Annotated in this window: 14 protein-coding genes and 2 tRNA genes; 5 read left to right on the top strand and 11 right to left on the bottom strand. The window is 62.6% G+C overall.

Features of this window, described 5'->3' with window-relative positions; translation table 11 throughout:
• Positions 1-4 precede the first annotated feature (4 nt).
• Entirely contained in the window at positions 5-379 is a 375-nt protein-coding gene (locus tag C8C89_RS20865; RefSeq protein WP_133992298.1) for a DUF1294 domain-containing protein, read from the top strand.
• A gap of 2 nt (positions 380-381) precedes the next feature.
• Here C8C89_RS20865 and C8C89_RS20870 read toward each other — a convergent pair whose 3' ends face one another.
• Positions 382-1,101 (bottom strand): hypothetical protein, encoded by a 720-nt coding sequence (locus tag C8C89_RS20870; protein WP_133992300.1) that lies wholly within the window; start codon positions 1,099-1,101, stop codon positions 382-384.
• A 114-nt stretch (positions 1,102-1,215) separates the two neighbouring features.
• Between C8C89_RS20870 and C8C89_RS20875 the strand changes: the two genes are divergently transcribed.
• On the top strand, positions 1,216-1,446 hold the full coding sequence (locus C8C89_RS20875) for a hypothetical protein (RefSeq protein ID WP_101480731.1): 231 nt from the start codon (positions 1,216-1,218) through the stop codon (positions 1,444-1,446).
• Between the two features lie 122 nt (positions 1,447-1,568).
• Positions 1,569-1,781: a hypothetical protein gene (locus C8C89_RS20880; protein WP_133992302.1), complete on the top strand. Its 213-nt coding sequence runs from the start codon at positions 1,569-1,571 to the stop codon at positions 1,779-1,781.
• A 63-nt stretch (positions 1,782-1,844) separates the two neighbouring features.
• On the opposite strand, the gene cydX is transcribed toward C8C89_RS20880, so the two are convergent.
• The 5 genes from cydX to cydD form a co-directional block, all read right to left on the bottom strand.
• On the bottom strand, positions 1,845-1,970 hold the full coding sequence (gene cydX / locus C8C89_RS20885; RefSeq protein WP_076570210.1) for a cytochrome bd-I oxidase subunit CydX: 126 nt from the start codon (positions 1,968-1,970) through the stop codon (positions 1,845-1,847).
• Between the two features lie 23 nt (positions 1,971-1,993).
• Complete coding sequence (gene cydB, locus C8C89_RS20890; protein ID WP_133992304.1) at positions 1,994-3,148, bottom strand: cytochrome d ubiquinol oxidase subunit II; 1,155 nt, start codon at positions 3,146-3,148, stop codon at positions 1,994-1,996.
• A 13-nt stretch (positions 3,149-3,161) separates the two neighbouring features.
• Positions 3,162-4,739 (bottom strand): cytochrome ubiquinol oxidase subunit I, encoded by a 1,578-nt coding sequence (locus C8C89_RS20895; protein WP_101480728.1) that lies wholly within the window; start codon positions 4,737-4,739, stop codon positions 3,162-3,164.
• 120 nt (positions 4,740-4,859) lie between these two features.
• A complete protein-coding gene (locus C8C89_RS20900) occupies positions 4,860-6,542 on the bottom strand; it encodes an ATP-binding cassette domain-containing protein (RefSeq protein ID WP_133992306.1) in 1,683 nt (560 codons plus the stop codon).
• Positions 6,539-8,239 carry a thiol reductant ABC exporter subunit CydD gene (cydD, locus tag C8C89_RS20905; protein WP_133992308.1) on the bottom strand — a complete coding sequence of 567 codons (1,701 nt, stop codon included), beginning with the start codon at positions 8,237-8,239 and terminating at the stop codon, positions 6,539-6,541. The genes C8C89_RS20900 and cydD overlap by 4 nt, the downstream gene beginning before the upstream one ends.
• 117 nt (positions 8,240-8,356) lie before the next feature.
• Here cydD and C8C89_RS20910 point away from each other — a divergent pair, with 117 nt between their 5' ends.
• Both C8C89_RS20910 and C8C89_RS20915 read left to right on the top strand, forming a co-directional pair.
• The gene (locus C8C89_RS20910; RefSeq protein ID WP_243858160.1) at positions 8,357-8,935 is read left to right on the top strand and encodes a GbsR/MarR family transcriptional regulator; all 579 of its coding nucleotides are present in this window, start codon (positions 8,357-8,359) and stop codon (positions 8,933-8,935) included.
• A gap of 109 nt (positions 8,936-9,044) precedes the next feature.
• On the top strand, positions 9,045-9,224 hold the full coding sequence (locus C8C89_RS20915; protein WP_133992310.1) for a hypothetical protein: 180 nt from the start codon (positions 9,045-9,047) through the stop codon (positions 9,222-9,224).
• A gap of 70 nt (positions 9,225-9,294) precedes the next feature.
• Here C8C89_RS20915 and C8C89_RS20920 read toward each other — a convergent pair.
• From C8C89_RS20920 to ftsH, 5 genes are all read right to left on the bottom strand, one after another.
• Positions 9,295-9,369: transfer RNA gene (locus C8C89_RS20920), tRNA-Arg, on the bottom strand.
• 94 nt (positions 9,370-9,463) lie between these two features.
• Positions 9,464-9,540 (bottom strand) — tRNA-Pro (locus tag C8C89_RS20925).
• An 82-nt stretch (positions 9,541-9,622) separates the two neighbouring features.
• Positions 9,623-10,960, bottom strand: a complete 1,338-nt coding sequence (gene glmM, locus C8C89_RS20930) for a phosphoglucosamine mutase (protein WP_133992312.1) — start codon at positions 10,958-10,960, stop codon at positions 9,623-9,625.
• Positions 10,961-10,999: 39 nt separating this feature from the next.
• Complete coding sequence (gene folP / locus C8C89_RS20935) at positions 11,000-11,833, bottom strand: dihydropteroate synthase (RefSeq protein WP_133992314.1); 834 nt, start codon at positions 11,831-11,833, stop codon at positions 11,000-11,002.
• A gap of 105 nt (positions 11,834-11,938) precedes the next feature.
• A complete protein-coding gene (gene ftsH, locus C8C89_RS20940) occupies positions 11,939-13,822 on the bottom strand; it encodes an ATP-dependent zinc metalloprotease FtsH (protein WP_071077941.1) in 1,884 nt (627 codons plus the stop codon).
• Between the last annotated feature and the right edge of the window lie 139 nt (positions 13,823-13,961).

The raw sequence follows: 13,961 nt of genomic DNA on the forward strand, positions 1-13,961 counted from the left end.
TCCTATGCCCTACCTTGTCATCCTGTTCTTTGTCGCTCTGTATTTACTGGCCACGTTCTTTTTCCACATTCCCGCCCTGGTCGCCCTCGTGTATGGCGTGCTGAGCCTGAGCTGCTTCGTTGCCTATGCGATCGACAAGTCGGCTGCCAAACAGGGCCGCTGGCGCACCTCGGAACGCACCTTGCTACTGCTGGGACTGCTATGCGGCTGGCCGGGGGCCGTGCTGGCCCAGCAATGGCTGCGCCACAAGTCCAGCAAGCGCTCGTTCCGCATCCTGTTCTGGATCACGGTCGCCCTCAATATCGGCGCTTTCGTGTATTTCAGCATGCATTACGCGGCGCCCGACATCGGCACCGAGGTGGCGCCCATCGAGCTGTAAGCTCACTCGCCCAGCAGGCGCAGCGATTCCAGCCAGTCCGCCTTCCATTCGCGCAGCAAGGGCTGCGTGGCGAACGCCTTCTTCAGGTGCGCCATCGGCACCCGATGCACATCGTGCAAGCCGAATGCCAACGTCACCGGATGCCACAGGTGGCTGTTCTTGCCGCCCCGCGAATTCTTGCGCACGCGCGCGCCATCGTCGCCAAAGATGCCTACGCCACTGGCCAGCCCCTGGTCCAGATTGACCTTGCCCACGCCGGCAAAGGCAATCAAAATCTGTTCGCGTCCCAGGCCCTTCAAGGCGCTGGGCAAGACCACCGGCGCCTTGTCAATCTCGGCCTCTGCCGGCTGCGGATGCTGCAAGTCCTTGAGCAAACGCAGCAGATCGCGTTCCTGGAAATGCAAGCCATCTACCGGCACGCGCAAGCCCGGTGCCTTCAGTTCGATGGCGATATTGCCGGAGTCGCGCGTAAAGCGCAGCCACACATCGTCTGCACCCGAGGCCAGGTGCTCCTTGTCGCCGATGAACACGACGGGCGCCGCGTAGCGCGTCACGCCGTCATGGAAAAGTTCGGCCCACTCGTCGCTGTAATCGAGCCAGACGTATGGCAAGCCGCCCTGCTCCAGCAGGCGCGCCAGGGTCCACGGGGTGCCCGTCTGTTGCGCCAGCCAGGCACAGGCGTCAAAGGCGGTGGCGCGGTACGGCAGGGAGTTCGAAGTCATGGCAGTTCCGTCGATAAATGTGGAGCGCAGTGTAGCAGACGCCGTCATCCTTCCCTTCCGCAGGCGCAGCGGGCGCGCTCTTTTTGCGCGATGTGCTAGGCTGGAAACATCAGCATGCGCCATGGTCATCCCGGCCGCGAGGCGCACCACCGCAAGGGGATTACCATGCATTCGAGCACCAACGCCGCCACCACGCCCACCCCGCCACCAGAACGCGATTCGCCCACGCCGGCCAGCGAAAGCCATGCCGAACAAGCGCTCGATGAAGCACTGAAAGAAAGCTTTCCGGCCAGCGACCCGATCGCCATTGCCACCCCCAAACCGGCCAGCAAGGCGCCAGCCTGAGAGCACACCCGACCAGCCACCCTTGCGGTGGCTTTTTTGCCTGAACTGAATCCAGACGCCCCGCCCCCGCGTACATGGCTATGCCATGAGCAAACGAAGTTACCACGCGGAAAGGAATTGCCATGCAGCATTACAGCAAAAAGACGGATCCCATGAACCAGCGCCTGTACCTGGCCCAACGCATCGACCAGGCCGATGCGCGCTTGCAGCGCTTGCACGATGCGGCGGAGCGGCAACGCTGCGCGCAATGGATCACGGCCTGGGCCGTGGCGGCGGGCGCCGACGCCCCGCGCGGCATGAAGCTGCGCATCCGCGGCGAATTCATTTTGCTTTAATAGAAAGCAAAAGCCCCGCCGCGCACGCTTGCGCCAGGCGGGGCCAGTCAAGCCGACACGCGCCTATTTGGGCGTGTCGCGGTACTGCTCGGGCGTCGTGTCGCCATCGGCAACTTCATACCACATCGCATTGAGCACGGCGAACGTCGCCGCCAGCGGAAGACCCAGTATCCAGGCGAAATACCACATAATTATTTCCTTTTCGTTAATTCTTAGTAAGCGTGACCGGTTTCGTCTTCGATGGCTTTGCCGTCAACCTTACCCCACAGCACTCTATATACCCAGGTCGTGTAAGCCACGATGAGGGGAATGAAGACGGCCGTTACGACCAGCATGATGAACAGGGTCATGTGGCTGGACGATGAATCCCACACCGTCAGGCTGGCGCGCGGATCGATCGACGATGGCAGGATGAACGGGAACATGGCCGCACCCACGCTGAGGATGATGCCGGCGATGCTGGCCGCGCTGGCCAGCAAGGCAGGCACTTCGCGGCGCGCGCGCAGGAAGGCGAAGGCCAGCAAGGGGCCCAGCAGGCCCACCGCAGGGGCGATCCAGGTCCACGGATGAGCGGCAAAGTTGAGGAACCAGGCGCCCACGTGCACTTCCGCCGTTTTCAGCATGGGGTTCGACGGGCCATCGACGACGACGGCGCTGGTGACGCGGTAGCCATCGACCCACAGCCACAGGGCCACGCCGGCCAGTGCATACAGTGCGACGGTCGCAATCGCCGCCACGCTGCCGTAGCGGCGCGAACGGTCAGACACGGCACCGTCCGTTTTCACTTGCAGCCAGGTGGCGCCGTGCATCACCAGCATGGCTACCGAAACGAGGCCGCACAGCAAGGCGAACGGGTTGAGCAGCGCAAAGAAGCTGCCGTCATAGAAGATGTGCATGTCTGGCGAGAAACGGAACGGCACGCCCTGCAGCACATTGCCTATCGCCACGCCGCAGATCAGGGCCGGTACGAAGCCGCCCACGAACAGGGCCGCGTCCCAGCGGGCACGCCAACGCGGGTCTTCGCGCTTGCTGCGGAATTTGAAGGCCACGGGACGCACGATCAGCGCCACGAGGATGACGAACATGGCCAGGTAAAAACCCGAGAACGAGACGGCGTACAGCTGCGGCCAGGCGGCAAAGATGGCGCCGCCGCCGAGGATCAGCCACACCTGGTTGCCTTCCCATACGGGGCCGATACTGTTGATGATGACCCGGCGTTCCAGGTCCGTCTTGCCGGCGAAGGGTAGCAAGATGCCCGTGCCCAGGTCGAAGCCGTCCGTGATGGCAAAGCCCACCAGCAAGATGCCGATCAGCAGCCACCAGATCAGGCGCAGGGTTTCGTAAGAAATCATTTCATGCAAAATCATGGTCTGGCCCTCCTTAGGCGCGTTGAGTATGAATGGCTGCGGCCGCTGGCACGGGGGCCGGCGCCTTCTCTTCCGGCCCCTTGCGGATGGCCTTGAGCATGAGCTTCATTTCAATAACCAAGAGCACGGTGTAGATGGCGGCAAAGCCGGCAATCGTGATCAAGAGGGTCGAAGCGCCCAGGTTAGAGACAGCCACGGCCGTTGGCAGCACGCCTTCGATCACCCACGGCTGGCGGCCCACTTCGGCCACGATCCAGCCCGCTTCAATCGCCACCCACGGCAGCGGGATGGCGAATACGGCCAGCTTCAGCAGCCAGCGGTGCTTGTCCAGGGTGCGGCGCGTCGACAGGATGAAGAACGTGCCAGTGAGCAAGATAAAGAACATGCCCAGGCCAACCATCACGCGGAAGGACCAGAACAATGGCGCCACGGGCGGCACGGTGTCGAGCGCGGCCTTGCGGATCTGCTCGGGCGTGGCCTGGCGCGGATCATCGACATAGCGTTTCAGCAACAGGGCATAACCCATGGACTGGCCTTTCGACTCGAACATGTCCTTCGCCTCTTGCGGCACGGGGCTGCCTGGCGCCACGCTGCGGATGGTTTGCAGCGCGTCATACGCCTTGATGCCATCCTGGATCAGCAGCTCGCCGCGATCGACCAATTGCTCGATGCCGGGGATTTCCGTCGTCAGCGAACGCGTGCCGATCAAGCCCATCACCATCGGAATATGCACGGCGTAATGCGTCTCGCGCGCTTTCGCGTCAGGGAAGCCGAAGGCCGTGAAGGCGGCAGGCGCCGGCTCCGTGGTCCACATGGCTTCGATGGCGGCCAGCTTCATCTTTTGATGTTCGGACGACAGGTAGCCGCTTTCATCGCCGAGCACCACCACCGACAGCGCGGCGGCCAGGCCGAACGAGGCAGCCACCGTCATCGAGCGCTTGGCCAGCTGCACGTGGCGGCCTTTCAGCAAATACCAGGCGGAAATACCCAGCACGAAAATCGCCGCAGCCGTATAGCCAGCCGACACGGTGTGCACGAATTTCGCCTGTGCTACAGGATTTGTCAGCACGGCGCCGAAGTCCGTCACTTCCATGCGCATAGTCTGTGGATTGAAGGCCGCGCCGACGGGATTTTGCATCCAGCCGTTGGCGATCAGTATCCACAGGGCGGAAAAGTTCGAGCCGATGGCCACCAGCCAGGTCGTGACCAGGTGGCCGCGCTTCGACAGCTTGTCCCAGCCGAAGAAGAACAGGCCGACGAAGGTCGCTTCCAGGAAGAAGGCCATCAAGCCCTCGATGGCCAGCGGCGCGCCGAAAATGTCGCCCACATAATGGCTGTAATAGCTCCAGTTCATGCCGAACTGGAATTCCATGACGATGCCCGTCGCCACGCCCATGGCGAAGTTAATGCCGAACAAGACACCCCAGAACTTGGTCATGTCGCGCCAGATGGGGCGGTTCGTCATCACATACACCGTCTCCATGATGGCGAGGATCACTGACAGGCCTATCGTCAGCGGAACGAATATAAAGTGGTACAGAGCTGTCAGCGCAAACTGCAGTCTGGATAAAGCGACAATATCGAAGTCCATATGATTTCCTTGGTGTGTCCCTACTGTGATTGTAAACTTGGCATCTATCTGCTGTAGTCCGCTTGGCGCCGGTGTTGTAAAATTGTCAGTCAGCGCCGCCTGTGGCTCCCCTATTCTTCTTCAATCGCCGCGCAAGCCGGCCAGCGCCGCCTCGAAGGCTTGCGTGCCACGGTGCGCGTCAGCCACGACGCGGCCATCGCGCAGGCTGACCAGCCGGTCCGCCAGCGCCGCTTCGCGCCGCAAGTGGGTGGCGATCAGCAAGGTACGTCCGTCGCTGCGCGCGCGCAGGCGCTGCAGGACATCGATTGCCACCTGCGCATTGAGCGCCTCGGTGGCTTCGTCCAGCAGCCACAAGGTCGATTCGTGCAGGAACAATCGCGCCAGTGCCAATCGCCGCGCCTGCCCGCCAGACAAGCCCAGGCCGCCTTCGCCCAGCAAGGTATCGAGGCCGCCCGCGAAAGCCCGCACTTCCTCGTCCAGGCCGGCAGATTGCAGCGCAGCCCACAGCTGCGCATCGCTGGCGGACGGGTCGGCCAGGCGCAGGTTATCGCGCAGGCTGTCCTGGAACAGTTCCGTTTTCTGGGTAAACAGGCAGGCGCGCGGCGCGCTCACCTTGCCCGACAACGGCGCCAGCTCGCGCGCGGCGATGGCCAGCAAGGTGGACTTGCCCGCGCCGCTGGGACCGATCAAGGCCACTCTTTCGCCATCCGCGATGTGCAGCGATACGTCATGCAAAATGGCGACATTGCTGCCCGCATGCGCGGCGCTGACATGTTCCAGGCGCAAGCCCGGCGCGCTGTCAACCGGCAGAGCGGCGATCTCTTGAGCATCGAGCCGCGGCGCCAGGCGGCGCATGGCCAGCAGCATGCGGCCCGCTTCCAGGGCGCCACGGCGCAGTCCCGCAAACGGCTCCACGGCCGTCAGGGCGATCAGCAGGGCCAGGGCTGCCAGCGGCACGTTCAGCGCCTGCTGCTGCACCAGCGCGGCCACGGCCAGCAGCACGCCGGCCAGGGTCACGCTGCCGGCCACGCCGTAAGCGGCGCCAGCTGCCGTCTCCAGGCGCTGCAGGGCGAAATCGGCTTGCGCCAGCGAGCGATCAATCTGCCCCAGCGCGGCGCACTGGGCGTCGATGCGCCCCGCCATGACCAGGTCCGTCTGGCCCGCCACCAGGTCGATGGTGCCGGAACGCAGTTTTTCGATGGCGCGCGAGCGCACGATGGCTGGGCGGCGGGCAGCGCGCGCGACCAGCCAGCTGATGCCCCCGCCGGCGGCCAGCAGCCACGCAGCCAGGCCCAGGCCCAGCTGCCACTGCATCGCGCCCAGCGCCACGCCGGCAAGCAAGGCCGCGCACAGTGCCGTGAAGGCTGGCACCAGCAGGCGCAGGTACAGCGCTTCGAGCGCATCGATATCGGCCGTCAGGCGGAACAGCAGTTTGGCCGGCTGGCGCAGCAAGCGGCTGGCCGCTTCCGGGCGCGACCAGCCACGGAACAGCTGCACGCGGATGCTGGCCAGCGCGGCGAATGTGGCGTCATGCGTGACGAGGCGCTCCGCATAGCGCGACCCCGTGCGGCCGATGGCCAGCAGGCGGATGCCGGCCGAAGGACCGAACACATCGAACAGCACGGCCGTCGAAGCGTGCAAGCCAGCGATAGAGGTGGCCGTAATGAACCAGCCGGACAGGCCCAGCAAGGCCATGCCGGCCACCGCCGTCAGGGCCGCCAGCATGGCGCCACCGATCAGTTTGCCCGGCTGGGCCAGCAGCAATTGCCGCAGGACAGGGTTCGCTACAAGTGAATTTTTCATGCGCGCGCTTCTTCCTTATGCTCCTGCACTTGCGCCTGCGCATCAACCTGCACCGTGCGCTGCAAACGGCCAGCCAGCACGGGGTCATGCGTGGCGACGATCATCGTCTTGCCCTTGGCCAATTCCAGCAAGGCATCGGTCACGCGTGCCGCCGTTTCGCTGTCCAGGTGGGCCGTCGGTTCATCGACCAGCAGCAAATCGGCGTGCGGATGCAGAGCCACGCGGGCCAGCGCAAGGCGCACGGCCTCGCCGCCGGACAAGCCCTGGCCGCCATCGCTGAGCATGACGGCCGGCTGCGCCTGCGCCACGGCGGCCAGATCGGCCAGGTGCAGCGCCTGCGTCACGTGCGCGGCATTTGCGCCGACGCGGCCCAGAGTCACGTTCTGGCTGACGGAAGCGGCAAACACGTGGGGACGCTGGCCCATCCAGGCCATGCGCTGGCGCAAGGTATTGACGGTGCTGTCATTCAGCCGGACGCCGCCGATGCGGATCTCGCCGCCGCTGACGGGCAGCAAGCCGGCCAGCAAAGACAGCAAGGTGGTCTTGCCGGCGCCGCTGGCGCCCACCAGCGCCACGTGCTCGCCGGCGCGCACAGTCAGCTTGAACTGCTCGAACACGGGCGCTTCGCCAGGGTGGGCAAAGCGCAGTTGATGGATCTCGACGGCGGGAGGTGGCGCCACCGCCATGGCGGCGGCAGAAACGGCAGCAACTGCCACCCCGGCGCCAGGCAAGGGCACGCCCTCCCCCGCCAAGTCGTGCAAGCCGGCCAAGCCCGCTTCGCCGGCCGCCTTGTCGTGCCAGACGGCGGCCAGTTCGCGCAGCGGCTCGAAGAATGCGGGCGCCAGCAGCAGGATGAACAAGCCCTGCCCCAGGCTCAGTTCCCGACCCCAGATACCGAAATTGATGCTGCCCAACAAGGAGAAACCGATGAACGCCGCCACCATGGCCACGCCCAGCGCGGAAAACAATTCCAGCACGGCGGACGACAGGAAGGCGATGCGCAGCACCACCATCGTGCGCCGGCGCACGGATTGCGACGAGACATCCAGCCTTGCGGCCGTGGCGTCGACGGCATCGAGCGCGCGCAAGGTGGCCAGACCGCGCAGGCGGTCCAGCAGAAAGGCGTTCATGCTGCCCATTTCCACCATCTGCGCGCGGCTGGCCGCTTGCGCGCCCATGCCCACCAGGGCCATGAAGACGGGAATCAGGGGCGCGGCGATGAGCAGGATCAAGGCGGCAATCCATGACAGCGGCGTCACCACGGAGAGGATCACGAGGGGCACAAGCATCACCTTCCAGCGCGCGGGCTTGTAGCGCACCAGATACGGCACGATGGCTTCGGCCTGCTCGGCGATGACGCTGGCCGCCTGGCCCGACTGCGCGCGCTGGCGGTCAAGCGGCGAACGGCGCGCCAGCGCCTGCGCCACTTGCCCGCGCAGGCTGGACAGGTGCTCGCGCGCCGCAGCATACATGCGCCGCGCGCCCCACGCTTCACAGCCGGCGCGCAGCACGCCCAGCAGCAGCACGCCAGCGGCCGGCAGTAGGGCCGCGCGCCAGGGCGCACCGTCGAGCATGGCTTGCACGGCCCAGGCCAGCAAGGCCGCTTGCGGCAGCCACAGCAAGGCGGCACCACCTTGCGCCAGGCTGGCAACACGGGGAAGAATAAAGCGGGGCAAGGATAGTGGCGTGGAAGGCATCTCTAAACTTTTTGAGTTTTCAGAATTTTCTGTAAATTCGTTTTTTTGTATAATACTGCGAAACATGACATAAATCAATTGACCCTGCGGGTGTGGCGTGAAAAAATTCAGATAATTATGAAAACTCAAAATATCCACATGACGCCGCTGATCCTGACCTTTGTCAGCCATTTCGGCGAGATGGGCAGCCGCTGGGGCTTTAACCGTACGGTGGGACAAGTGTACGCCTTGTTGTTTGTCTCGGAGCTTCCTTTGCACGCGGACGAAATCGCGGAACACCTGAGTTTTTCACGCTCGAACGTCAGCATCGGTTTGAAGGAATTGCAGGGCTGGGGCTTGATCCGCCAGTCGCGCATCCCCGGCGACCGGCGCGAATATTTTTCCTCGCTGGGCGATGTGTGGCAAATCTTCCGCGTGGTGGCCGCCGAACGCCGCCGCCGCGAAGTGGCGCCCACCCTGACAGTGCTGCGCGAATCGCTGCTGGCGCCGGCCACGGAACCCGTGGACCAGTATGCGCAAGAGCGCATGCGCGAAATGTATGAACTGGTCGACCTGGCCAACACCTGGTTCGACGACTTGCAGCGCCTGTCGCCCGAATCGATGGCGCAACTGATGAAAATGGGCGCCAAGGTGCAAAAGCTGCTCAATGCCAAGGACCGCCTGTTTGGCAAGAGTCCCGACGACAGCGAGAAATAAGCGCAGCGTTTACACGCCGCATACACGCGGCGCCCGACTCTTTACACCGTCTTTATGCCTCTCTCGCTATGCTGGCTGGCACCACCGCCACCCTTGCGAAGGAGCTTCCATGCATGAATCCCCATTCCAGCCACGCGCGCGCGACCTGATCCGCCAGCATTTGCCTGCGCGTGAAAGGCTGCGCCTGGCACGCCTGGCGAGCAAGAAAGTATTGTCCGTATTGTCTGCGCTGCTGTGCGCGGTGCCGCTGCTGTATTTGCTGAGCGTGGTGCTGTTTGCGCAGCCATAAGGCCGCGTGCGTATAGACAGGAAGAGAGAAGGATGCGGCCGCATGGCGCAAGCCGTGGCCAGTATGAAACTGGTCCGCCCAGAGGGAATCGAACCCCCATTCACGGTTTAGAAGACCGTTGTCCTATCCGTTGAACGATGGGCGGAGAGGTGCAGTATTTTAATCCATGCGCGCTAGCAATGAAATGCCTGCGCGGAATAGAAAACGGGCTGTCATTTCTGACAGCCCGCTTATGACTTTGGTCGGAGTACAAGGATTCGAACCTTGGACCCCCTGGTCCCAAACCAGGTGCGCTACCGGGCTGCGCCACACTCCGAAGACAAGATAATAACGCCCCCACCCAATTTCGTCAATTGCCATAGACGAATTAGATGGAAATAACTATCGGTTCCTGCCTATCACGCGGCGACTTTATCGGCAATGCGGCGCGCCATGCTCTCGGCCTGCACTTTATCTTTCGCCTCGACCATCACGCGGATCAGCGGTTCGGTGCCCGAAGCGCGGATCAGCACGCGGCCTGTGTCGCCCAGCTCAGCCTCGACCAATGCTTTCTCGGCCACCATGGCGGCATTTTGTTGCCAGTCGAAACCGGGCGCCACGCGCAGGTTGATCAGGGTTTGCGGAAACAGCACCAGTTCGGCCAGGCATTGCTGCAGGCTCTGGCCGCTGCGTTTGAGCGCGGACAAGACTTGCAGCGCGGAGACGATACCGTCTCCCGTCGTGTGGCGGTCCAGGCACAGCAAATGGCCGGAGCCCTCGCCGCCCAGTATCCAGCCCTTTTCCTTCATGACTTCCAGCACATAGCGGTCGCCCACCTTGGCGCGCGCAAAGCCGATGCCCTGCTGCTTGAACAGCACTTCCAGCGCCATGTTAGTCATCAACGTTCCTACAGCGCCGGCCACGGGGCCCGTCGCCAGGCGGTCCTTGACCATGATATACAACAACTCGTCACCGTTATACAGCCGCCCCGTGGCGTCGCACATGATCAGCCGGTCGGCGTCGCCATCGAGGGCGATGCCGAGATCGGCACCGTGCTCGACGACGGCTTCGGCCATGGCCTTGGTTGCCGTGGCGCCAAAGCCCGCATTGATGTTGAAGCCATCGGGCTTGTTGCCGATGGCGATGACTTCCGCGCCCAGCTCATGGAACACGTGCGGCGCGATATGGTAGGCGGCGCCATGCGCGCAATCGACGACGATCTTCAGGCCGCGCAAGTCCAGTTCGTTCGGGAAGGTGCTCTTGCAAAATTCGATGTAGCGGCCCTGGGCATCGTCCAGGCGCTTGGCGCGCCCCAGCTTGTCGGATGGCACGCAGGCCATGGGCTCGTCGAGCGCCGCTTCGATTTCCAGTTCCACGCTGTCGGGCAGCTTGGTGCCCTGGCCGGAAAAGAACTTGATACCGTTGTCGTGATACGGATTGTGCGACGCGGAAATGACCACCCCGGCAGACAGGCGCAGCGCCCGCGTCAGGTAGGCGATCGCCGGCGTCGGCATGGGGCCGGCCAGCATCACGTCCACGCCGGCCGCCGACAGGCCAGCTTCCAGCGCCGCTTCCAGCATGTAGCCGGAAATGCGCGTGTCCTTGCCGATCAGCACAGTCGGGCGCGCCTTGCCGCCCTGCGACTTGGCCAGCACCATGCCGGCCGCATAACCGAGGCGCATGACGAAATCGGGGGTGATCGGGGCCGTGCCCACCAGGCCGCGAATACCATCGGTGCCAAAATATTTACGCGTCATATATTTCTCTTTTTGTTGTTTATAATGAATCTTACAGCTTCAGTGCGCCATGCGCCAGACCTTCAGTGCATCGACGGTTTCAGCGACATCATGCACGCGGATAATTTCCGCACCTTGCGCTACCGCAGCAAGCGCACCGGCAACGCTGCCCGCCAGGCGCTGCTCGACGGGACGCCCCGTCACGGCGCCTATCATCGATTTGCGCGACAGGCCGGCCAGCACGGGCAGGTCCAGCTCGCTTCGCAACTGGCGCGTGGCGCGCAGCAAGGCATAGTTCTGCTCCACCGTCTTGCCGAAGCCAAAGCCGGGATCGACGCACAGGCGCTCGCGGTCTATGCCGGCGGCCGTCATCGTCGCTATGCGCTCGCGCAGGAAGTCGATGACTTCACGCACCACATCCTCATATTGGGGCTGGGCTTGCATGGTTACTGGCACGTTTTGCATGTGCATGATGCACAGCGCGCAATCGCTATCCTGCACGGCCGCTATGGCGCCCGGCGCGCGGAAACCGTTGATGTCGTTGATCATGTCGGCACCCGCCAGAATGGCTTCGCGCATCACTTCGGGTTTATATGTATCGACGGACAGGGGCTTGCCGCAGTCGCGCAAGGCGTACAGCACCGGCATGACGCGCTGCAGCTCGTCCTGCAGCGGCAGCGGCAGCGCGCCGGGACGGCTCGATTCGCCGCCAATATCGATGATGTCGACGCCGTCGACTATCATCTGCTCCGCGCGCGAGAGGGCAAATTCCAGGTGTTGGTACTGGCCGGCATCGGAAAAGGAATCGGGCGTGATATTCAGGATACCCATCACCAGCGCCTGCGTGCCCTGCAGGTTGAAACCGAAACGGCCGAATTGCAAATAGTGTCGCATGTGAATCTTTGTAGTCGTCGGGAAAAAACTGCTGCGGCAACGAAAAAGGGCAAGGATTGCTCCTTACCCTTTTATTTCACGCCACCGATCAAGCAGTGGTCGCTATCAGGCTGGCGCCGTCACGTTAGGCGAAATGCCGCCTGTGCCGCTATCACCGCCCGCATTGCGGCGTGGTGGAATGACTTTCGGTGGACGCGGCTCCAGGCCGGCCATGATGTCATTGATTTGCTCTGCATCAATGGTTTCCCATTCCAGCAAGGCTTTGGTCATCATTTCGACCTTGTCGCGGTTGCTTTCCAGCAAGGTACGCGCCAAAGCATATTGCTTGTCGAGAATGTTGCGGATTTCAGCATCGACCTTTTGCTGGGTCGCTTCCGAAATCGTTTTGGTGGCACCACCGAAGAAACCTTCGTTTTCGCTGTCTTCGTAGACCATCACGCCCATGCTGTCGGACATGCCGAAGCGGGTCACCATGGAACGGGCCAGCTTGGTGGCACGCGAGAAGTCGTTCGACGCGCCGGTGGACATTTGTCCCACGAAAATCTCTTCGGCGATGCGGCCACCGAACAGGATGGAAATTTCTTCCAGCATCTTGTCCTTGTAGGCGGACAAGTTGTCGTGTTCCGGCAATTGCCAGGTCAGGCCCAGGGCCCAGCCGCGCGGCATGATCGTCACTTTATGCACGGGATCAGCCTTCGGCAGCAGCTTGGCCACCACCGCATGACCGGACTCATGGTAAGCCGTATTGCGACGCTCTTCCTCGCGGATGATCATCGACTTACGCTCAGGACCCATGTAAATCTTGTCTTTTGCATCTTCGAAGTCAGCCATTTCCACCAGGCGCTTGCTGCGACGGGCGGCAAACAGGGCTGCCTCGTTGACCAGATTGGCCAGGTCGGCGCCCGAGAAACCGGGGGTGCCGCGGGCCAGAATATCGGCTTTCACGTCAGTACTGATAGGCACTTTACGCATGTGCACGTTCAAGATCTGCTCGCGACCGCGGATATCGGGCAAGCCGACCGAGACCTGGCGGTCGAAACGACCCGGACGCAGCAAAGCTTTGTCGAGCACGTCGGCGCGGTTGGTGGCGGCCACGACGATCACGCCGGAGTTCGCTTCAAAACCGTCCATCTCGACCAGCAACTGGTTCAAGGTCTGTTCGCGCTCGTCATTGCCGCCGCCCATGCCGGCACCGCGGTGACGACCGACAGCGTCGATCTCATCGATGAAGATGATGCATGGCGAATGCTTTTTCGCGTTCTCGAACATGTCGCGGACACGGCTAGCACCCACGCCGACGAACATTTCCACGAAGTCAGAACCGGAAATCGAGAAGAACGGTACCTTGGCTTCGCCGGCGATGGCGCGCGCCAGCAGGGTTTTACCCGTGCCCGGAGGACCGACCATCAGCACGCCGCGGGGAATGCGGCCGCCCAGTTTCTGGAATTTGCTCGGATCCTTGAGGAAGTCGACCACTTCATTGACTTCTTCTTTCGCTTCATCGCAACCGGCGACATCGGCGAAGGTGACGGTGTTGCTGGCTTCATCCATCATGCGCGCCTTCGACTTGCCGAACGAGAATGCCCCGCCCTTGCCGCCGCCTTGCATCTGACGCATGAAGAACACCCAGACGCCGATCAACAGCAGCATGGGGAACCAGGATACAAAAATAGTTTGCAGGAACGACGCTTCCTCAGGCGGACGCACATCGAAATGCACGCCATTGTCGCGCAGGTCGCCGATCAGGCCCTTGTCGAGGCTGGTGGCGGTGGTACGCACCTTGGTGTCGTCCATCAGCTTGGCGGTGATCGACGAACCTTCGATCACGACATCCTTGACGCGCTTGGCTTTGACTTCATCCAGCAAATCGGAATAAGCGATGGCCTTGCTGCCGCCTGTGGCGCCATGACTGTCGAATTGCTTGAACAGCATGAACAACAGCAGCAATACGACTACCCAGATGGCAGATTTGGAAAACATGTTATTCACGAAGACTCCTTGGATGCAGTGCGCATCTCTTTACCAATAGCTAGAAACACGATTTTACTCGCAATAAGCGGGCCGTGCCAAAGCCCGCCGATCCGTGCGCGCGAAAAAACCGCGTTCACGCAAAAAAAATGCAGTATAA

This window comes from Janthinobacterium sp. 75 (assembly GCF_004365495.1).
In the GTDB taxonomy this organism is placed as follows: Bacteria; Pseudomonadota; Gammaproteobacteria; order Burkholderiales; family Burkholderiaceae_D; genus Janthinobacterium.